Origin of the sequence: Halorussus salinisoli, from assembly GCA_005239435.1 — an archaeon.
GTDB classification, from domain to species: Archaea; Halobacteriota; Halobacteria; order Halobacteriales; family Haladaptataceae; genus Halorussus; species Halorussus salinisoli.
Window position 1 is genome coordinate 377,373 of sequence record SZNP01000005.1, and the last position, 21,022, is coordinate 398,394.

Annotated in this window: 12 protein-coding genes; 8 read left to right on the forward strand and 4 right to left on the reverse strand. The window is 65.5% G+C overall.

Annotated features, from left to right (window positions below):
• Positions 1-45: 45 nt before the first annotated feature.
• A complete protein-coding gene (locus tag E2484_RS25730; protein WP_137286278.1) occupies positions 46-5,007 on the forward strand; it encodes an integrin alpha in 4,962 nt (1,653 codons plus the stop codon).
• Positions 5,008-5,213: 206 nt separating this feature from the next.
• Positions 5,214-6,176 (forward strand): phosphorylase family protein, encoded by a 963-nt coding sequence (locus E2484_RS16520; RefSeq protein WP_137286279.1) that lies wholly within the window; start codon positions 5,214-5,216, stop codon positions 6,174-6,176.
• Positions 6,177-6,192: 16 nt separating this feature from the next.
• On the opposite strand, the gene E2484_RS16525 is transcribed toward E2484_RS16520, so the two are convergent.
• Positions 6,193-6,618, reverse strand: a complete 426-nt coding sequence (locus E2484_RS16525; protein WP_137286280.1) for a helix-turn-helix domain-containing protein — start codon at positions 6,616-6,618, stop codon at positions 6,193-6,195.
• Between the two features lie 175 nt (positions 6,619-6,793).
• On the opposite strand from E2484_RS16525, the gene dgoD reads away from it, so the two are divergent.
• From dgoD to E2484_RS16550, 5 genes are all read left to right on the forward strand, one after another.
• Complete coding sequence (dgoD, locus tag E2484_RS16530; protein WP_137286281.1) at positions 6,794-7,942, forward strand: galactonate dehydratase; 1,149 nt, start codon at positions 6,794-6,796, stop codon at positions 7,940-7,942.
• A 1-nt stretch (position 7,943) separates the two neighbouring features.
• A complete protein-coding gene (locus E2484_RS16535) occupies positions 7,944-8,279 on the forward strand; it encodes a hypothetical protein (RefSeq protein WP_137286282.1) in 336 nt (111 codons plus the stop codon).
• Positions 8,280-8,305: 26 nt separating this feature from the next.
• Positions 8,306-9,079, forward strand: coding sequence for an SDR family NAD(P)-dependent oxidoreductase (locus E2484_RS16540; protein WP_137286283.1), 774 nt, complete (start codon positions 8,306-8,308; stop codon positions 9,077-9,079).
• A 159-nt stretch (positions 9,080-9,238) separates the two neighbouring features.
• Entirely contained in the window at positions 9,239-9,595 is a 357-nt protein-coding gene (locus tag E2484_RS16545; RefSeq protein WP_137286284.1) for a HalOD1 output domain-containing protein, read from the forward strand.
• Between the two features lie 118 nt (positions 9,596-9,713).
• Positions 9,714-9,965: a hypothetical protein gene (locus E2484_RS16550; protein WP_137286285.1), complete on the forward strand. Its 252-nt coding sequence runs from the start codon at positions 9,714-9,716 to the stop codon at positions 9,963-9,965.
• A 48-nt stretch (positions 9,966-10,013) separates the two neighbouring features.
• On the opposite strand, the gene E2484_RS16555 is transcribed toward E2484_RS16550, so the two are convergent.
• The 3 genes from E2484_RS16555 to E2484_RS16565 form a co-directional block, all read right to left on the reverse strand.
• Positions 10,014-12,128 (reverse strand): prolyl oligopeptidase family serine peptidase, encoded by a 2,115-nt coding sequence (locus E2484_RS16555; protein ID WP_137286286.1) that lies wholly within the window; start codon positions 12,126-12,128, stop codon positions 10,014-10,016.
• 789 nt (positions 12,129-12,917) lie between these two features.
• The gene (locus tag E2484_RS16560) at positions 12,918-14,852 is read right to left on the reverse strand and encodes an asparagine synthase-related protein (protein ID WP_137286287.1); all 1,935 of its coding nucleotides are present in this window, start codon (positions 14,850-14,852) and stop codon (positions 12,918-12,920) included.
• Positions 14,853-14,963: 111 nt separating this feature from the next.
• On the reverse strand, positions 14,964-16,169 hold the full coding sequence (locus tag E2484_RS16565; protein ID WP_137286288.1) for a hypothetical protein: 1,206 nt from the start codon (positions 16,167-16,169) through the stop codon (positions 14,964-14,966).
• A gap of 226 nt (positions 16,170-16,395) precedes the next feature.
• Here E2484_RS16565 and E2484_RS16570 point away from each other — a divergent pair, with 226 nt between their 5' ends.
• A complete protein-coding gene (locus E2484_RS16570) occupies positions 16,396-20,748 on the forward strand; it encodes an MEDS domain-containing protein (RefSeq protein ID WP_137286289.1) in 4,353 nt (1,450 codons plus the stop codon).
• The last annotated feature ends 274 nt before the right edge of the window (positions 20,749-21,022 follow it).

The window sequence follows — 21,022 nt, forward strand, 5'->3', positions numbered from 1 at the left end:
CCCATAACAAAGGGAGGTGGTAGGTTACTCCTCGAACGAGTCAAAATGACACTCGGGGAGGGAGGCGACCAAGGGGGCGGCGAAACGCGGCGGCAGCGAGACGCACTGGTTCTCGCGTGGCTACTGGTCGCCAGTAGCATCGTCGGTGCGAGCGGGCTTTCGCTGGTGGTCGGGAGTGCGGCGCAACCTGCCAGCGCGTCCGCACCCGCGAGCGCAGACGCGCTCTCGCACGAGGGTACGAGTAGTAGTGCGGTCTCGCAGGAGGGCCTGTCTGCGCGCTCACAGGAGGATGCGTCTGCGCGGGCGCAAAGGGGAGCGAACGGGCCCGCGGACTCGCGCGTGGGCGCGGAAGAAAACGGTAACGTGAGAGACGCCGAAAGTACGAAAAGCGACAGTCGGGACGCCGACACCAGATGCGGTCGCGGCGCGATTCCCCGCGGTCCGGCCGGGTCCGCGAACCTCTCGGACGCCGATTCCGAGTTCACGGGCGCGGCGAGCAACGACCGCGCCGGATGGTCGACCGACGTGGGCGACGTGAACAACGACGGGCACGCCGACCTGCTCGTCGGCGCGCCGTCCAACGACTCCGCCGGGCAGAACTCCGGGGCGGCCTACCTCTTCTACGGGCCGGTGAACCGGAGCGAGGTCGAACTCTCCGAGGCGAACGTCACGTTCCGAGCACGCGAGTCGGGCGAGCGCGCCGGGTTCTCGGTCGAACTGGGCGACCTGAACGACGACGGCTACGCCGACATCGTCGTCGGCGCACCGCTCGCGGACGTGAACGGCCGGGACTCGGGCGCGGCCTACGTCGTCTACGGCGGCGGAAACCTGCCCGAACTGGTCGAACTCAAGTTCGCCACCGCGACCTTCCACGGTGCCGCGGAGGGCGACCGCGCGGGGTGGTCGCTCGCCACGATGTCGAACGCGACCAACGGGACCTCGGGCCTGCTCGTCGGCGCGCCACAGCACGACGGCGTGGCGAAGGACGCGGGCGCGGCCCACCTGATGTACATGCCGCTCGTCGGGACCTACAGCCTCGAGAGCGCCAACGCGACCTACCTCGGTGAGGCCCGCAAGGACTACGCCGGGTCGTCGGTGGCGGCGCTCGACGCCGACAACGATACCGGGAGCGACGTGCTGATCGGGGCACGCGGAAACGACTCGACCGCCGAGGACGCCGGCGCGGCCTACCTCCAGTACGGCCCGCAGTTGTCGGGGACCTCCCTGCTCGTGAACTCGCCGGTCAAGTTCCGGGGAGCGGACGAGGGCGACCAAGCCGGCTTCGCGGTGGGTGACGCGGGCGACCTGAACGACGACGGGAGGGACGACGTGGCAATCGGCGCTCCCTTCCACGACGTACCCGCCGAGGACGCGGGCGCGGCCTACGTGGCCTACGGCGGCGACCTCTCGCGCTCGGTGAATCTCTCGACAGAGGCAGACGCCGCGCTCCCCGGCGAATCCGCGGGCGACTTCGCCGGATGGTCGGTTGCGAGCGCGGGCGATACCAACGGAGACGGCTACGGCGACCTGCTGGTGGGTGCGCCATTCAACAATAGCACCGCGCCCGACGCCGGGGCGGCCTACCTGCTCTACGGTTCCCAGATCGCCGACAGGCACTCGCTTTCGGGAGCCCACGCCAAGTTCAGCGGCGAGGATGAGGGCGACCTCGCGGGCTTCGCATTGGCGGGCGGTGACGTGAACGACGACTCGGCGACAGACCTGCTGGTGGGCGCGCCCTTCACCGACGGGAGTACGAACACGGGGTCGGCCTACATGGTGAACGGCGACTGCCCGCAGAAACCGACCGAGACGACGACAACGACGACGGAGACGCCGACCACGACCGAGACGACCACCACGACCACCGAGACCCCGACGCCCGAACCGCTCCGAGTTCGAGTCGGGTTCGACTGCCGGGCGGTGACGGTCGCCGCCGAGCAGTACACCCGAGTCGTCCTGACGTTCGCCGACGGCGACAAGCAGACGTTCACCAGCATCTACAGCGGAACCAACACCTTCTCGGGCACGGGAGCGAACGAGGGCAAGGTCGTCCAACAGGTCAGGGTGTTCAACGGTCCCGACCGGTTCGAAGTCCGGCGCAACGACGTGAGCGGTTGCGAACCAGCGCCCGAGGAACCGGACGAACCGTTCGTGCCGAAGATCTTCTTCGTGAGTTGCGAGAAGGCCGTGGTGCAGGCCGAGGAGTTCCGGTCGGTGACGCTGGTGTTCGAGGACGGCGACCGACAGACCTTCCGCGGAGACTTCCGGGACCGCGCGCAGTTCGTCGGCACTGGTGACTATCAGAGCGAGGTGATCGAGTTCGCCATCGTCCGGGGACCGGACGGCGAGTCGGTGACCCGCCGGAATCCGAGTTTCGAGGCCTGTGCAGAGCCGGAGACGACAACGACGACCACTACGACCACGACGACTACGACAGAGACGCCCCGGCCTCTCGAACCGCAGTACGACTTCGCCTGCAAGAAGGTCGCCGTCTCCGCCCATCGCTACGACGCTGTGACGCTGGTGTTCGAGGACGGTGACCGACAGACATTCCGCGGGCAGTTCCGGGGCCGGAACGTCTTCTTCGGGACCGGAGCCAACCGCGGGGAGGTCGTCGAGCGCGCGGTGGTCAAGCGCGACGACGAGACTGTCTCGCAGCGCAACCCCGACTTCGAGGACTGCGTGGAGCGCGACACGACGACGACCACGACCACCACGACGCTCGAACCGCCGACGACGACCACGACCGAGACGCCGACGACGACCACGACCACGGAGGAACCGGGACCGCCGCCGAACGCCCGCGCCGCGAGTCCGGCCTGCGAGCGACTCCGGTTGGCGAATCCGACCACCGAGCGCGTCACGTTCTCGGTGACTGCGGATTCGGGGCTCACGCGAGTCGTCATCCTGAACCCGGGGCAAGTCGAGACGTTCGCCATCTCGCCGGGTACCTACCGGGTGCAGGCGAAGGCTGGCGGCCTGGTCGAACCGACCCGACCCGCTACGGTCAACGGGAACGAGATAGCGACCATCACGGTGGAGGCGTGTCCGACGCCGACGACTACGACCACGACAGAAACGACGACTACCACGACGACGGAGACCCCGACGACCACTACTACCACAGCTACGACTACGACCACAGCGACCACTACTACCACGACTGAGACCCCGACGACCACTACTACGACCGAAACGACAACCACGACGACCACGACGACCACGACCGAGGCTCCCGCGCCGCCGCCGAACGTCGAGGCGAACTCGGAGGTGTGCGAGGAGTTGACCGTCGAGAATCCGAGCGAGCGAGACGTGACGTTCAGGGTTACGGGACCGGACGAGTTCGCGCGGGAGTTGACCGTCGGTCCCGGCGAGAGTCGGACGCTCACGAACCTGACGCCCGGCGACTACGTAATCGAGGCGACGGTGTCGAGCGAGGACGCAGACGGCGACGAGGTGGACGATGAGGGTGCGGACGACGCGGACGACGAGAGCGAGGAGGAAGACCGCCGGAGCGCGACGGTCAACGGCGACCAGACCGCGACCGTGAGCGTGACCGACTGTCCGAACGTCGAAGTCGAGTCCGCGGCACCCGAGTCGCTGACCATCAGGAACCCGACCGACCTGCGCGTGACCGTCAGCGTCACCGGACCGGGCGAGTTCGACCAGACCGTGGAACTTGCTCCGGGCGACGAGACGACGCTGGAGGACCTGACGCCCGGCGACTACGTGGTCCGAGCGCGGACCGGGTTCGTCGGCGAGGAACCCGGAAAGGCGACCGTCAACGGTCGAGCGAACGTGACCGTCGCCGTGGCACCAGCACCGACGACGACCACGACAACTACGACCACCGAGACGACAACTACGACCACCGAGACGACAACTACGACCACCGAGACGACAACTACCACGGCTACGCCGACGACTACCACGACAGAGACGCCGACCACGACTACGACAGAGACGCCGACGACTACCACGACCACCGAAGAGCCGGGACCGCCCGCGGTCAACGTCGTCGCCGAGAGCGAGGACTGCGAATCGCTGACGCTGAGGAACGAGGGCCAGCGTGCAGTTCGAATCAGCGTCACGGGACCGGACGGCTTCGCCGACGAGGTGACGGTGCCGCCGGGCCAACAGCGCACGCTGACGGACGCCCAACCCGGCGAGTACGTCGTCGAGGCGACCGGCGAGCGCGTGACGGTAAACGGCACGGAGAACGTCTCGGTCGCCGTCGCCGACTGTCCGGACGCGGCGGAGGAGGACACGACCACGGCTACGCCGACGACTACCACGACGACCGAAGAGACCACCACGACTACGACGGAAACGACTACCACCACGACGGCGACTCCGACGACGACCGAGACGACCACGACCGAAGAGACGACTACGACTGAGACCACCACAACCACGACAGAAGAGACCACAACCACGACTGAAACCACTACCACCACGACGACGACTGAAACCACTACCACCACGATACCCGAACCGGCTATCACGCCACAGCCGGTCGCCGGATTCCCGCGGTGCGAGGACTTCGGACTGGAGCGCGGGTTGGTGTTGACCTACGAGGACGGCGAGTTCACGAGCGAGAACGCCACCAGCGTCGAGTCGGACACCTTCGAGTTCGAGGTCGAAGGCGAAACCTTCGAAATCGAACTCGTGACCGCCGAGCGCAACGACGACGGCGACCCCGTAGCGGTGACGTTCGACTCGACGCTCCGGGTGGACGCGGCCATCGTCTACGGCGGGCCGGGCGGGAACGTCTACGACTTCCGCGAGGGAGTCTCCGCACGGGCCGAACTCAGCGCGCCCGACAACCCCGGCGGGAATCCGTTCCCTATCGACCAGTTCGCGGTGTGCTACGACCCCGAGACGCCGAATCGGTCGAACGCGACCGACGGATCACTCGAACTCACGGAGCTGCTCGCAGACAGGGGGACGACCGCGGCGGTCGGTCTCGCGGCCGCAGGGATGCTGGTCGCGCGACGACGGTTATAGATAGGTCCAGTTATTTTTAAGGTTCGTATATACGTGTTAGAGAAACGTAAATATTGCCCGAATCGACCGACAATCGGCGTCGGACACGGAGACCATGTTCTCGAAAGCCCCCGAGGGCAGTTTGCGTACCGAAGCGCACCCCAATGGTGAGTCGCATCGAGCGTGAGACCCGAACGCTGATTTGGCGACGGCGCGACCGACCCGCCATGGAGCAGTCATCCGGCAGTCGAGGCGGACCACCGGCCCTCGACGTGTTAGTCCTGCCGGCGTTCGCGGCCGAGGACTTCGAGTTGCCCGACGACGAGGAGGCGGCGACCGAACTCGACCGCTGGGTGGACGCCTACGACTTCGAGAGGGAGATTCGGGTCTCGGGTTCGAACGCGCCCGTTTACGTCACCGACGGGGGTATCGGCATCACGGCGACCGGGATGGGAAAAGTCGAGGCCGCGACCACGCTCACGGCCCTGCTGGCCTCGCCCAAGTTGGACCTCTCGGAGACGTACTTCGTCACCGCCGGAGTCGCCGGGGCACCGCCGAGCGTCGGCACCCTCGGCGCGGTCTTCGTCGCCGACGCGGTGGTCGATTGGGACCTGAAGCACCGCTGGAGCGGCGAGACGGGCGGGGAGACCCCCGACGAGGTAGACGGCCGGGACTCCGACCGGAACGAGGGCGTCTCGCCCATCGACCTCCTCAGGTACCGCCCGCGAGACTACGTGTATCGTCTGAACGACGACCTCGTGGAATCGGCCGTGGAAGTGGCCGAGGGCGTCGAACTCGCCGACACCGAGGAGGCGGCGACGTATCGCCAGCGGTACGACGAGTCGGTCGCGCGCTCCGCGCCGTTCGTCGGCGTCGGTGCGACGGTCTGTGGCGACGAGTTCTGGCACGGCCGGGCGTTCTCCGAGCAGGTCCAGTGGCTGGTCGAGCAGTACGACGCTGGCGTCTACGCCACCTCCGAGATGGAGGACTTCGGGACCGCGACGGCGCTGGCGCGATTCGACAAACTGGACCGGTATCTGAGCGTCCGCGGAGTCGTCAACTTCGACCAACCAGCGCCCGATCAGACGACACGCGAGAGCCTCGACGACGGCGGACTGGTCATCAACCTCGGACTGGAGAACGCGTTCCGAGTGGCGTCGGCGGTCGTTGACCACCTCGCGAACGGGTGAATCGAACGCCAGCGACTCAGAGAGAAGCGTCCGACTCCCGAATCAGTCGCCTGACGTGGCCCAGCGAGTAGGAGACGCCGAACTCTCGCTCGATGAACTCCCGGACGAGTTGCGGCGTCCACGACGACGCCTCGAAGTCGTAGGCGTCGGGCGAGTCCGCGAGGGCGTCGAACAGGGCCTCGCGGTCGCGGTCGTCGAGTTCCGACGGACGACCGGGCCGGTCGTCGTCCTCGACGGCCTCCGAGAGCGGGTTTTCGGCGATTCGGTCGAGCCAGTAGTACAACGTCGACTCCGGGACGCCGTATCGCTCCGAGAGGGCCGAGACCGACACGCCGTCCTTGTACGCGATGGCGACCATCAGGCGTTTCGCCGCCTTCGCACTCTCGGCCGCGTCGAGTTGGTCCTGCAACGCCGAGAGGGGGACGCCGTCAAGCTTGTCCATCGAGAGGAATTTTCATATTTCTTGTTTTTAATTCTATCTATTTTTATTCTCCCCTGTGCAGCAGTATTTTATAGGTATTTGGTATCTATTGTCGAAGTTTCCGAGTAAGAACCGCCGGTCGTTGCTCCGACCGCATCCCCGGGGATTTAGCCTGTCGCTCTCGTAGTCTTCGAACATGGAAATCACCGACTACGAGTTGTTCGAGGTACCCCCGAGATGGCTGTTCCTGCGCCTCGAAACCAGCGACGGCACCGTCGGGTGGGGCGAACCCGTGGTCGAGGGCCGCGCCCACACCGTCCGGGCCGCCGTCGAGGAACTGCTGGAGGGGTACCTGCTCGGCGAAGACCCGCTGCGAATCGAGGACCACTGGCAGACGCTCTATCGCGGCGGCTTCTACCGCGGCGGGCCGGTCCTGATGTCGGCCATCGCGGGCATCGACCAGGCCCTCTGGGACATCAAGGGCAAGCACTTCGGCGCTCCCGTCTACGAACTCCTCGGTGGCAGGGCGCGCGACCGCGTTCGGGTCTACCAGTGGGTCGGCGGTGACAGGCCCGCGGACGTGGGCGAGGCCGCGCGGGAGAAGGTCGAAGCCGGGTTCACCGCGCTCAAGATGAACGCCACGCCCGAGATGGAGCGCGTCGAATCACCCGCGAAAATCCGCGAGGCCGAGGAGCGTCTCGGCGAAGTCCGCGAGGCGGTCGGCGACGAGGTAGACGTGGGTGTCGATTTCCACGGCCGAGTCGCCAAACCGATGGCCAAGCGACTCGCCAAAGCCCTCGAACCCTACGAACCGATGTTCGTCGAGGAGCCGGTTCTGCCCGAACACAACGACGCCCTGCCGGAAATCGCGGCCCACACCACCACGCCGATCGCCACGGGCGAGCGGATGTACTCCCGGTGGGACTTCAAGCAGGTGTTGGAATCGCAGGCCGTGGACGTGATTCAACCCGACCTGAGCCACGCCGGAGGGATTACCGAGGTCAAGAAGATCGCGTCGATGGCCGAGGCCTACGACGTGGCGCTGGCACCACACTGCCCGCTCGGACCCATCGCGCTGGCCTCCTGCGTTCAGGTGGACGCCTGCACGCCCAACGCCCTGATTCAGGAGCAGAGCCTCGACATCCACTACAACGAGTCCAGCGACGTGCTGGACTACCTCGCCGACCCCTCGGTCTTCGAGTACGACGAGGGGTACGTCGAACTCCCGGACGGGCCGGGTCTCGGCGTGGAAATCGACGAGGAAGTCGTCCGCGAGGTGTCGGGCGAGGTGAACTGGCACAACCCCGTCTGGCGACACGACGACGGCAGCGTCGCGGAGTGGTAAAATGGCCGAGCCATTGGCCGCGTTTCCCGACGTGAAAGACGAAAGCGACCGCGAACTGGCCGCCCGGCATCAGGTGGCAGTGCGCGAACTGGACGGTGTGACTGTGGACGGACTGGTCTACGAGTACCGGACCCAGTTCCATCGGGACCCCCTCGTGACGCAGGACGGGACGGCGTATTTTCTCTCGGTTCGAGGCCACGTCTGGGACGAATTTGGGGAACGGATGGAGCTGGGTGAGGAGGAGTTGGAGAGGTTGAAGCAGGTTCACGACGAGCAGTTCAGGGCCAGTGTCGGGCAGGGGGCCAGCGACGAGGCGATGATTCTGACGAAGGAGTGAAAGCCGAAGCCGGCGATGACTCTCGTATGAACCGATTCGAAGACCAGACGGTCCTCGTCACGGGGTCCACCCGAGGCATCGGCGAGGGAATCTCGAAACGATTCGCGCGCGAGGGCGCGTCGGTCGTCGTGACGGGCCGGACCGCCGAAGACGGCGAGGCGACCGCCCAAGAAATCCGCGACGAAGGCGGAGACGCGACCTTCGTCGAAGCCGACATGCGCGACCCCGACGACATCGCGGCCCTCGTGGAGGCCACCGCCGAGGAGTACGGCGGTATCGACGTGGTGGTGAACAACGCGGGCGTCGAGACCGACACCTCCGTCACCGAGGCGACGTTGGACGACTGGGACCTCGTCCTCGAAACCGACTTCCGGGCGTACTGGCTGACCGCCAAGCACGCCGTCGAGTACATCGAGGAGGGAGCCATCGTCAACGTCTCGTCGAACCACGCGTTCGTGACGATGCCCGAGATGTTCCCGTACAACGCGGTCAAAGCCGGGATAAACGGGATGACTCGCGCGATGGCGCTCGACCTGGGACCGGAGATTCGAGTCAACACGGTCAACCCCGGTTGGGTCGCCGTCGAGCGCACGGAAGCGGGCCTCTCGTCCGAAGAGCGCGACCGCCTCGAATCCATTCACCCCGTCGGGCGCATCGGCGACCCCGAAGACGTGGCGGGCGCGGTGACGTTCCTCGCCAGCGACGACGCAGGTTACGTGACGGGGACGAGTCTGCTGGTGGACGGCGGCCGGACCGCAGTCATGCAGGACGATACGCTTCCGAATTACGGCTCCAACTGATATCTCCGCAATCAGACAGGAGAAAGAAACCTAAGCCAGACGACTATTCGATTTTAGTACTTGATGGTTTTCTAGACGGAAACCGTGTATCTTTTTATATTAGGGTCTGGTTGAACCGGTACGCCGATAGTGGTAGTCGGTGGCACCGACATCAAAAATATGACCCGGGACACAGAGACCCTCACGGAGCGGGCGCCGTCGTTCGACCGAGACGGACGGGCGGCGTATCGGGTAGCATCGACCGACTGGAACGTCAGCACGACCGTCGTCAAGGCCGTCACCGAGGTGGTCGGTAGCGACCCTCTCTCCGGCGACTGCGTGCTGTACGACGTGGTAGACCCGGACGCACTCGACCGCATCTTCGCCGACCGGAACGGTGGAGTCGGTCAGACGACGGACCGGGTCGTCTTCGAACTCCAGGGGTGCCGGGTCGAAGTACACGCCGACGGTGAACTCCTCGTCTACGAACCCGAAGACCACGAGGAGTCCACCACGTCGGCCGTACAGTCGGTGTAAGGTTCGACTACCGTCCGGAACGAAGCGGAACGCGAACGCCGAGCGGAAACGGTCAGAATCGACATACGAAAAGGTAATCAGGGTGTACTCGAACTCTGGTTCAAGGACCGATTACCGTATGGCCGTCACTGACAACAGTTCGTTTTGGGAGATGTACCGCGACCTACCCGTCCGAACGACGGTTGCAACCGTCGTTCCCGTCTTTCTCGGTCTCGCACAGTTACTCAACGGCTACGTCCACGACGTGCCGATAGTCGAAATCGCCGGATTCACCGCCGGGATGGTCATCGCGGCCGTGCTGGTGACACAGCACCACCTCGTGCAGTACCACCGCCGGAACCTCCAGCAGGAACTCTTCGGCGAGGAGTAGTTCGGCGAAGAACGGTTTCAGCGAGAAGTAACTCGTGAGGAGCGAGGTTCACGCCTCGGGGTCGTGGCGCTCGAACCAGTCGGTCAGTTCTTCGAGTCGGTGAATCGCCCGGTCCGGGTCGCCGATGTCGTGGTGTTCGTCGGGGTAGACGACCAGTCTCGCGGGGACGCCCTGTTTCTTGACGCTGACGTAGAGTTGCTCGCTCTGGGAGGGCGGGCATCGCCAGTCTTCGCCGCCCGCGGTGACGAGCAGTGGCGTGTCCACCTCGCCCACGTCGACGATGCTCGACGCCGCCTCGTACCCCTCCTCGTTCTCCCACGGCAGGCCGAAGTCGTTCTCCCACCAGACGTGGCTGTCGTCGGTGCCGAACGCCGACCGGAAGTCGTAGACGCCGTGTTCGGCCCCGGCCGCAGCGAATCGGTCGCTCTCGGCGACGAGGTAGCCCGTCGTGATGCCGCCGTAGGAGAACCCGGTAGCGAAGCATCGGTCGGTGTCGGCCCACCCGCGCGAGACGGACTCCTCGACGGCCGCCAGCACGTCAGCGGTCTCGCGCGGGCCCCACTCGCCGCGAATTTGCTCGCTGAACGCGCGGCCGTAGGAGGAACTGCCGCGGTAGTTGGTCCGGACGACGACGTAGCCTCGGCCGGTCAAGTAGGAGTAGTCGAACGAGAAGGTCGGCGCGTCGTAGGAGATGGGGCCGCCGTGGATGGAGGCGACGAGGGGCCCGGGGTCGGGGTCGTCCGGGTCGAAGTCGTCAGGGAAGTAGGCGATGGCCTCGATTTCGTCGCCCTCGGACTCGAACGTGAACCGGCGGGCCTCCGGGGTGTGGCGGTCGGCCAGCAGGTCGTCGTTGACCGCGGTGAGGCGCGTGGGTTCGGAACCGCCACTCAGTTCGTCCGCGTCCACGGCGTGGAGGTCCTTGCCGTCTCCGGGGTCCGAGAGCAGGACGACTCCGGTCCCGCCGCGCAGGTCGAACCCCTCGACGGTTCGGTCCCGGCCCTGCGCGTCGAAGGTGCGCTCCGGGTCGGCGTCTTCGCTGAAGCGCGCGAGGCGGGTCAGGCCCTCGTCGCCGATGGCCGCGAGCAGGTCGTCGCCGTCCCACGCGAGTTCGCCGTATCGGGCGACCGTCCGGTCGAGGTCGCCCGACCACGACTCGTAGGTCGGGGAGTCGCTCGCGGTATCCACACCGCGAGCGACGAACACTCGAGAGGGAGCGTACCAGTTCTCGGGGTCGCCGCCGACGAACGCGAGGCGGTCGCCCTCGGGATGCCAGCGAACTCTGCTCGCGGTCAGGTCCGAGTCGGTCAGTTTCCGGCAGTCCGACCCGTCGGGCGCGATGGTGTAGACGTCCATCACGTAGTTGTCGTCCGGGCGGTCGGTCCGGTTCGAGAGGAAGGCGATGGTCCCCTCGGACGACCACGCGGGACTCAGGCCGGTGGCCGGTTCGCGCGCCCCGCCGCCGTAGGCGTCGTCGAGACGCTCGGTCTCGCGGGTCGCGTAGTCCACGACGAAGAGGTAGGTCGTCACGTCGTCCAACCAGCCCTGCCCGTCGAACTTGTGCTGGAGGCGCTCGGTGACGACCGGGCCGTCCTCCTCCCGGCGGTGGGCCAGATACTCGCGCTGGTCGTCGGTCGGGTCGCGGGCGGCGACCACGAGGCGGTCGCCCTCGGGTCCCCAGTCGAACCCCTTCGCGCCCTCCTCGAACTCGGTGAGTTGGCGGGCGTCCCCGCCCAGTTCGAGGTCGAACGCCCAGACCTGCGGCCTGGGTTCGTCGGCCGGGTCGTCGGTCCCGGTGTCGGCTTGCTGGTCGGCGTCCTCGTCCGACTCGTCGGTGTCGTCGGATTCGTCGGTCTCTCCGTCTGCCTCCGACTCGTCGGTCTCGCGCGTAACTTCGATTTCGGCGTCGGTGTCGCGGGCGGCGGTGAACGCCAGTTTCGACCCGTCCGGACTCCAGACCGGCGCGCTGGCGTCGGAGGCCCGCGAGAGTCGATGCGGGTCGCGCGAACCGTCGGTCGGCACGACGAACAGCGAACTCCGTCGCTCGTCGTCCTCGCGGTCGAACTCGTCGGCGACGAAGGCGTCTCTGCGCCCGTCCGGCGAGACGGCGAGGTCGGTCACGAGCGACAGGTCGTAGAAATCGTCGAGGTCGAGCGGTCGAGTCATGGTGACACTGTGGCGGGCCGCCGCCTTCAGCGTGTGGGGAGGGGCAAGGCGGAATCTCACAGCGACTACCGTCACGGATTACGGTGTCTCCTGTCACGAACTGCAGTGACTACTGTCACGAACCGCAGTGGCTACTTCCTCGAATCACAGTGTCTACTTCCACGAGTCACAGTGACGAAAGTCACGAGTCATCCCGGCGCGCGCGAGCAACGCGCGCGAGGGACGAGCATTGCAGACCGGAGCGAAGCGGAGGCCGAGAAGCGCAGGAGGTTGGGGAGGCGTGAGGTTGCGGTGCGGGGCGGTGCAGTGACTCCTTGGTTCGAGCCTGTAGCTAGCTTCTACACTGGCCTCTCTTCTCTACTTGCAGACGTTGAAATCTCGCTTCTCTACTTGCAGACTTTGAAACCTCGCTTCTCCGCTGGCAGACTTGGAAACGGAAGTCTACCGACGAACGTAGAGACAGGATGCGGGTAGCTACTCCGTGGGCCAATCGTACCGCAACCGCACAGCCCCGCACCGCCACCGCGGGCCACACCCGCCCCGACCGATTGCGCTTCTCGGTCGCTCCGCTCCCTGCGATGCTCACCTACCGGAGGACGTGGTTGTCCTCCGAGCCTGTACTCGCTTCGCTCGCCCAGACGGCAGACAAACCGCGTCTGCCGAGCAATCACGCCGTCGGCGCGATGTCGCCAGCACGCGCCGGTGTTCGAGGTGTAACAATCGTCTTTAAACACGTATTTACATATATCAAGAAAATAAATAGTTAGCCGAGAGAACGTTCGAGACGTTTCAACCCGTTCGGCTAAGTCGAGGAGTCACGGTAGCGCGGTCCACGGTCTGTTCCATCCAGACCTCCAGATTCAGAATGCCCGAGATGAGACCCCAGCGGTCGGTCTCGCCCGCGAGATGCTGACGGCGGAGTTCCTTCACGAAGTCGCCGTCGAAGAGCGGTCGGTCCCGGGCCGAGTCCAACCAGTGGTTCACCGTGCGCCGGACCGCCGGCGCGTCCCGGTACCAGTCGTTCCACCGTCCCGGACGTCCCGCGATCTGCCAGCGGAGTTGCTTGGCGACGTAGCCAGCGTCGTGGAGCGCGAGCGGTCGTTTCGGGGCGAATCCGGTTCGCTCGTAGGGTATCTCGTCGAGGCCCGCGTCGAGTCGGCGGACCACCGCGCGCTTCAGCGGCGACATCGAGCGTGGAATCCGACCGCCCGTGAAGGGGACTGTCCCCCGGCGAAGTCTGTGGTGGTCCATCCCCGCCACGGCGTCCAGAAAGTCGCCGTCGGCGAAGGGCACGCGCATCCCGACTTGACTCCGGACCGCCTCGTTACCCCGGAAGTGAGCGTTCTTCGGGAAGTTGCGGAACCACACGTCTAACACCCGATTCGGGACGCTCGACTTCGTGCTGTCGGCGACCATCTCGCGGATGGACCGGTCGGGATCCACCGGGGCGGAGTCCGACCTACCGCGGCCGAGGTGCCCCGAGTCGGCGAGCAGGGCGCACACGTCGTCGGCCGACTCCCGGCGAAACGCCAGCATCGACCGGAAGGCGTCGACCGCAGAGGGCGCGTCGAGGTGCGAGGTCCAGACTTCCTCGCCGAAGAACTCGCCCTGCGGTGCGGCCTCCATCGTCACGTCTACCTTCGCGTGGAGGTCCCCGAAGACGAACGACGGCGCGACAAGGTTCTGGTGGGGAACCATCCCGTCGCAGGCCCGAACCGTCGCGGCGTACGACTCGGCGAAGTCGTCGGGCGTCTCGACCACGAGGTCGTTGTCCACGCCGAGCGCGTCTGCGACCCGCCGGGCCGGAGCCAGATTCGAGGCGTCGGGCGGGTTCGAGTCGTAGGTGAACGTCCGGAGCGGGCCGAACTCCTCGCGGAGGACGCCCGCCATCGTCCGACTGTCGAGTCCCCCGGAGAGCCAGAGCCCGAGGCGACCCGAGACGGTCCCGGCCGCGTCGGCCACCGCCCGCCGGTAGGCCGAGAGCACGCGCTCGACGTACCCCTCCTCGGGGAGGCGCGAGAAGGACGGTTCCCAGTAGCGTCGAATCGACGATCGTCCGGCACCGGTCTCGTTCCCGCTCTTACTCCAACTCTCACCCTCGCCTACCCGGGGAAAATTCCTCTCGCCCGCTCGGGGAGAATCACTCTCGCTCACCCGGAGAAAACTGGCCGGAGAGAGCGATTCGACGCCGGCCACGAGCGTCTTCTCGCCGAGTGCGAACCCGAACGAGAGCAGGTCGGCGGCGGTCCGTACGTCGATTTCCGGCGAGTCGAGTCGCCCGGCGACCGCCGAGAGGTCCGAAGCCACGGCTACGCCGTCGGGCGTCCCGGCGACGTAGCACTCCCGCGTGCCGAGTTTGTCGCTGGCGACCAGAAGGGTTCCGTCGCGGTCGGCCGCCGCGAGCAGGAAAGGGCCGCTCAGTTTCGGGAGCGTCACGGTCGGGCGGTCGAGGACGCGCTCGAAGACTTCGGCGTGCGAGAGACCGAGGTCGGCCCGGTTCGATATCGCGCCGTGGACGACTCCGAAACCGGCGTCGCCCTCCCACGTCGCGTGACCGCCGGGGTCCTTCTCGCCGTGGTGGACGAGCGCGAGGCCCACGTCTCCCGCCGGACCCGTCTCGCCCGCCTCGAACCGTTCGATTCGGTACCACTCCTCGGCGTCGAGCGACTCGACCATCGAGTCGAGGGCGTCTGCTCCGAGCGTCGTCGCGGCGATTCCGACCATGCCTCGAACTCCACCGACCGACCCATTGTTATTGACCGAGCAAGCCCGGCAAGAATTTCGCGGCGAGGGTTACTCCGGGCGTGTCCGACCGGAAATCCGGCGTTACCGTCGTCACCCGAGCGTGTCCGGATCCACGCGCTCGCCGTTTCTGTACACCGACGCCGGGCCGCTGAGGCTGAACGACGTTATCTCGCCGGTGTAGCCGAAGGTATCAGTGCCGCGGTCCGGTCCGACGTGACCGGAGACGACGTTCCCGGAGACGTCGTCGCCGCTGTCACGCTGGCGGACCGACCCGTTCACGCTGAACTCGTATCGTGCCACCCCGCCGCCCTGGCTCACGATTTCGATGGTGTTCCGCCGAGGTGCGTCGTTACCCGGGTAGTTCGCGGGGTCCACCTCCTCGCCGTCTACCCAGACCGAGGCCGGACCGTCCACCGTCAACTCCGTCAGGTCGCCCTCGAAGTAGAACAGGTCCTCGCCTCGCTCCGGGCCGACGCGACCCGACGCGCGGGTGGCGTCCACCTCGTCACCCTCGTCCACTTGGCGGACCGACTCGCTCGCGCTGAACTCGTATCGGGCCACCCCGCCGCCCTCGCTCTCGATGCGAACGTAGTGGCCCGCCGCGTCGGCCCGCCTGAGAATCCACCCGTCGTCCCACGAGACGGCCCCGTCGGCGTCCACGACCGCGGGGCGGAGCGGACAACCGCCGTACGGGTCGTAGGAGACGGTCGCTTCGTCGCGGGACCCCGAGAGCGGCGAGACGCCGACCACCTCGTCGCACTGGTTCGACCACCAGACCACTCGATCGAGTTCGCCGTCGGGGTCGGTCGCCCGGAGCCGAAACGTCCGCCGTCGGGACTCGTCCGTGGCGAGTTCCACGACCTTCGCTCGTGGTTCGAGGCGTTCGGCGGTCGGCGGCCGGTCGCCGTCGTCGGCGACCCGAACCGTCCAGCGCACGGTTCCGAACGTCGCGCCGTCCCGGTGGAACTCCAGTCGGACGCGGTGAGTCCCCCTCCGGTCGAACGTGTGGGTCATTACTTCGCGGTCGGCCCGGTCCAACTGGCCGTAGAAGGCGTCGGGTTCGGCGTGAGACCGCTCGCCGTTCACGTACAGTCGCTTCCTGTAGTCGTCACCGCCGGAGTCGCGAACTGCGACCTCGAAGAGTATCTGAGTTCCCGGTACGACGCTGACCTCCCGAGCGGGGCTCAGGCGTTCGATATCGGCACTTCGGGCGACCGTGCTCGGAATCCCGGTCAGCGCTGCCGTAACGAGTGCCGCGCGTCCCAAGAGGTTCCGTCTGGTGTGTTCTCCCCCCATAGTTCGGCGTCGGAAAACTGATACCACGGTGTAGGAGTTAATCCTTCTGAACTGTCTGTTTTCTATTATTTTTCGCAATCGGAGTTCGCGGTCGGGAGGCGCTGGCAGTCGAGAGTAAATTAGTGCAGTATACTTTTCCCTACCGAGGCGCTGTCTGCGTATAGAATGAGACGAGCGAAACGATGGGTCGAGGGACTGCGGTCTCACGGTAGAGGGAGGGGCCTACATGAGTGAACACGCGTCCCCACCCGCCGAGACGGGCGAGTCGGTGACCCTCGAGACCGGACTCGAGGCCCTCCGGTCGAGTCCGGAGTTTCGCGGCCCGGTCGAACCCCTCGGGGAACACGCCCACGCGAACGACCACTTCGCGCTCATCTACGAGTCCCAGTCAGAGCAGTTCGCGGCCGCCATCCCGTTCCTCCGCCAAGGACTCGAACGTGGCGAGCGCTGTCTGTACATCACCTACGAGAACTCCCGCGAGGAGGTCGTGGCGGCGATGCGGGACTACGGCATCGACGTGGACGCCGCCCTCGACTCGGGACAACTCTCCATCCACGACGAGGAGGAAACCTACCTCCGGAACGAGACGTTCGACGCGGACGAGACGATCGAGTTCCTCGACGCCGCTATCGAGGAGGCCACCGAGGAGTACGAAGCGTTACGTGTGACCGGCGAGATGAGCAGCGTCTTACGAGAGGACCCCGAGGGCGAGGAACTCGTCAGATGCGAGGCCAAGGCCAACTACCTCTTCGACGACGTCGACGGCCTCGCACTCTGCCAATACAACCGGAATCGGTTCTCCGCGGACGTCATCCGCGAGGTCATCAGCACCCACCCGCTCCTCATCCACGACAACAGAGTCAGTTACAACGTCCACTACACCCCGCCCGGGGAGTACTTCGGCCCGGAGAAGTCGGCCCGCAAGGTCGACCGCTTGCTGGAGTCGCTCCGGGAGCAAACCGACGCGAAAGTCGAACTTCGGAGACGCGAACGATACCTCCGCGAAAGCTACGAGATCACGTCCGACCCCACTCGGTCGTTCGAGGAGAAACTCGACGCGCTGTTCTACCTCGGTTGCGAGCGATTCGACCTCGACTTCGGCTTTTTGAACCGTGTCGACCCCGACGCCGACAGACTGGAGGTCGAGTACGCCAGCGACGACCACGAGTACTACAAACCCGGTGACGAACTCCCGTTGTCGGAGACGTACTGTCGGGCCGCCGTCGATATCGAGGCGGCCGCCAACGTCTCGAACCCCGCCGAGGAGGGGTTCGACGACCGCCTCGTCTACGAAGACTTCGGAGTCGACGGGTATCTCGGGACGTACATCCCGGTCGACGGCGGTATGGACCGGACGCTCGCGTTCGTCCCCGACGGGTCGTACGAGGAGTCGTTCTCCGAACAGGACAAGGCGTACCTCGAACTGATGGGGCAGTGGGTCGGCTACGAACTCGACCGCCGCCAGCGCGAGCGGTTCCTCCGCGAGTGCTACGAGATTACGTCCGATTCAGCGCTCGATTTCGAGGCGAAACTCCACCAGTTGCTCGATCTCGCCCGCGGACGAATGAATCTCGACGCGGCCGGGTTGACCCACCTACCGGAGTGGGACGGCCGGTTCCTCACCGAGTACGCTATCGGATACAGTAGCGAAGGCGACGGGGTGGTGGACGCGTCCGACGACATGTGGACCGACCCCGCCGAGGGATGTTACTGCCGACAGGCGATCGTCGAGGACGAACCGATCGGAATGGCGGACGTCCGCGACACCGAGTGGGAAGACGACGAGGTCTACCGAGAACACGGGTTGACGTGTTATCTCGGTACGAAGGTCACCAGTGGCTCGACGCCGTACGGGACGCTGTGGGTCGGGAGCGAGGACCCGCGTGACCGCGAGTTCTCCGAGACCGAGCGCACGTTCCTCGAACTGATCGGACAGTGGGTAAGCTACGAAATCGAACGCCGCGACCACAACGAGGCCCAGCGGGAACTGTACGAGATCACGTCCGACCCCGACCGCTCGTTCGACGAGAAGCTCGACGCCCTGTTCGAGTTGGGGTGCGAGCAGTTCGGTGTCGAATTCGGCGGGATGGCCAAAGTGGACCGCGAGGCCGACCGCCTCGAAGTCGAACACGTCAGCGGCGATCACCAGACCTTCGAGGCCGGACTCGAACTCCCGCTGACGGAGACGCTCTGGGCGACCACCGTCGAGGCCGACGCGCAGGTGAGCTTCGTCGATCCCGTCGCCGAGGGGTACGACGATCACCGCGCCTATCGCGACCACGGGTTCGAGACCTATCTCGGAACCGCCCTCGACGTCGAGGGGAGCAGCGACCGGACGTTCTTCTTCGCGTCCGAGGAACCGCGAGACGCGGAGTTCTCAGAGGCCGAGCGCACGTTCCTCGACCTGATGGGACAGTGGGTCGAGTACGAACTCGAGCGTCGCGAGCGCGAGCGGGAACTCCGCGAGCGCACGGAGTATCTGAGTGCGCTCGTCGAGACCACGCCCGAATGCATCAAGACTGTCGCCGAAGACGGTACCCTGCTCCAGATGAACTCGGCCGGACTGGACATGGTGGAAGCCCCCGTCGAGTCGGACGTGGTCGGCGAATGCGTCTACGACTTGATCGCTCCCGAACACCGCCAGCGGTTCCGCGAGTTCAACGAGCGAATCTGTCGAGGTGAACGCGGAACCTTGGAGTTCGACATCGTCGGGTTGGAGGGCACGCGCCGCCACATGGAATCGCACGCGGCCCCGCTTCACCGTCCCGACGGAACGACCGCCCACGTGGCGCTGACGCGTGACGTCACCGAGCGGAAAGAACGGGAACGCGCCCTCGAGGAGAGCGAGCGCCGGTATCGGACGCTCGTCGAGAACTTCCCGAACGGTTCGGTCGGACTCTTCGACGAGACCTACACCTACAAAGTCGTCGGTGGTGAACTCCTCGACGACATCGGACTCGCCCCGGACGACGTCGTCGGTACGACGATATACGACCGCTATCCCGACGATTTCATCGACGAGATCGAAGCGAACTTCAGCGCCGTGTTCGACGGCGAATCGAACGTTTTCGAGATCGATATCGGTGACAGAGTCCTGTTAGCGCACACGCTTCCCGTTCGGAACGCCGACGACGAGATTCACGCAGGGATGCTCATGACACAGGACGTCACCGAGCGGATGGAGCGCGAGCAGGAACTCCAGCGGAAGGAGCGTCGCTTCGAGGCCATCTTCGAGGACCCGAACATCCTCGTCGGTCTACTCGACCCGGACGGGACGGTACTCGACATCAACCAGACGGCGATGGAGTACATCGACGCCGACCTCGACGCGGTGACCGGCGAACCGTTCTGGGAGACGCCGTGGTGGGGAGAGGGCGACGAGGTACAGAGTGACGTCCGGGAGTGGGTCGAGCGAGCCGCGACTGGCGAGTACGTGGACTTCGAGGCCGATCTTACCCGGCCGGACGGCCAGCGGTACACCCTCGATGGTGTCTTCAGACCCGTCACGAACGAAGAGGGCGACGTCGTGTCGGTCATCGTCTCGGACCGCGACATCACCGAACGCAAGGAGCGCGAACGTGCCCTCGCACAGAGCGAGCAACGCTACCGCACGCTCGCCGAGTCGTTCCCGAACGGCATCGTCACCCTGTTCGACGAGGAGCTCCAGTACACGCTCGCCGCAGGACGAGCCTTCGAGGACCTTCCGGTCTCCCGAGGTGACGTCGAGGGCCGAACGTTGCGTGGAGTGTGGGACGACGACGTGGCCGATGCGCTCGAACCTCTGTGTCGGGCCGCCCTCGACGGTGAGAAGAGTTCGATCGAAGTCTCGTACGAGGGTCGTGAATGGGTGATTTACGCAGTGCCGGTCACTGACGAGAGCGGAAACGTCTTCGCCGGGATGACGATGGCCCAGAATATCACCGAGCGAAAAGAAAACCAGCAAAAGCTCAAGGAGCAGAACGAGCGCCTGGAGAGCTTCGCCAGCATGCTCGCCCACGAACTCCGAAATCCCGTGACGATCGGTCAAATCTACAGTCAACAACTCCCGGGCGAGTCGAGTTCGGAGGCTGTCGACTACGTCACGGAAGCGTTCGACCGTATCGAGGACATGATCGACGTCATGCTGGTGTTGGCACGTGGTCGCAAAGCGGTCGGTGAGGAGAAACCCATCGAACTCTCCGACGTGGCACAGGAAGCGTGGGAGGACATAGATGCGGCCGATGCCGAACTCGAAGTCGAACTCGACCAGACGATACGGGCCGACGAGACGTACATCAGACATCTATTCTACAACCTCCTCGATAACGCCGTGGAACACGGCGGGGACGGCGTTACCGTAACAGTCGGTGAACTTTCCGACGGGTTCTACGTAGCCGACGACGGCGTGGGTATCTCGGTCGAAGAAGGGGACTCGGTCTTCGACGAGGGGTACACGACGGCTGCTGACAGCGGTGGAACCGGACTCGGGTTGGCGTTCGTCCAGAAACTCGCCGAGGTGTACGAGTGGGACTGTGCGGTGACCGAAAGCGCAACTGACGGAGCACGATTCGAGTTCCGGAGCATCGCCGGGGACCAGTAACGGCATTCTTATTCTTCACTAACACCACAACAGCAGTTGATTACCAAATATCGAGTACGAGGAGGTCTCTGGATATTTTTCATCGTTTACGGAGAAGTTGGTCCTCGTTGAACTCCCCGTCTCCGGACGTGACGGAATCGATTGCGGGCAAGATAGAGCGTCTACTCATCACGAGGTCGTTCGCCGACCGCGTTCAGACGAAGTGACGTCGTTCGTGGCGCACAACGAGACGTTACGCATCGGTCACGTACTTGCGTTAGGAGGTTGGGTCGAC

What these genes read in the sequence shown, in the direction of transcription:
- E2484_RS25730 (WP_137286278.1), top strand. Translation starts at nt 46, where the DNA reads ATGACACTCGGGGAGGGAGGCGACCAAGGGGGCGGCGAAACGCGGCGG.
- E2484_RS16570 (WP_137286289.1), top strand. Translation starts at nt 16,396, where the DNA reads ATGAGTGAACACGCGTCCCCACCCGCCGAGACGGGCGAGTCGGTGACC.
- E2484_RS16555 (WP_137286286.1), bottom strand. Translation starts at nt 12,128, where the DNA reads ATGACTCGACCGCTCGACCTCGACGATTTCTACGACCTGTCGCTCGTG.
- E2484_RS16525 (WP_137286280.1), bottom strand. Translation starts at nt 6,618, where the DNA reads ATGGACAAGCTTGACGGCGTCCCCCTCTCGGCGTTGCAGGACCAACTC.
- E2484_RS16565 (WP_137286288.1), bottom strand. Translation starts at nt 16,169, where the DNA reads ATGGGGGGAGAACACACCAGACGGAACCTCTTGGGACGCGCGGCACTC.
- E2484_RS16545 (WP_137286284.1), top strand. Translation starts at nt 9,239, where the DNA reads ATGACCCGGGACACAGAGACCCTCACGGAGCGGGCGCCGTCGTTCGAC.
- E2484_RS16535 (WP_137286282.1), top strand. Translation starts at nt 7,944, where the DNA reads ATGGCCGAGCCATTGGCCGCGTTTCCCGACGTGAAAGACGAAAGCGAC.
- E2484_RS16560 (WP_137286287.1), bottom strand. Translation starts at nt 14,852, where the DNA reads ATGGTCGGAATCGCCGCGACGACGCTCGGAGCAGACGCCCTCGACTCG.
- E2484_RS16550 (WP_137286285.1), top strand. Translation starts at nt 9,714, where the DNA reads ATGGCCGTCACTGACAACAGTTCGTTTTGGGAGATGTACCGCGACCTA.
- E2484_RS16540 (WP_137286283.1), top strand. Translation starts at nt 8,306, where the DNA reads ATGAACCGATTCGAAGACCAGACGGTCCTCGTCACGGGGTCCACCCGA.
- dgoD (WP_137286281.1), top strand. Translation starts at nt 6,794, where the DNA reads ATGGAAATCACCGACTACGAGTTGTTCGAGGTACCCCCGAGATGGCTG.
- E2484_RS16520 (WP_137286279.1), top strand. Translation starts at nt 5,214, where the DNA reads ATGGAGCAGTCATCCGGCAGTCGAGGCGGACCACCGGCCCTCGACGTG.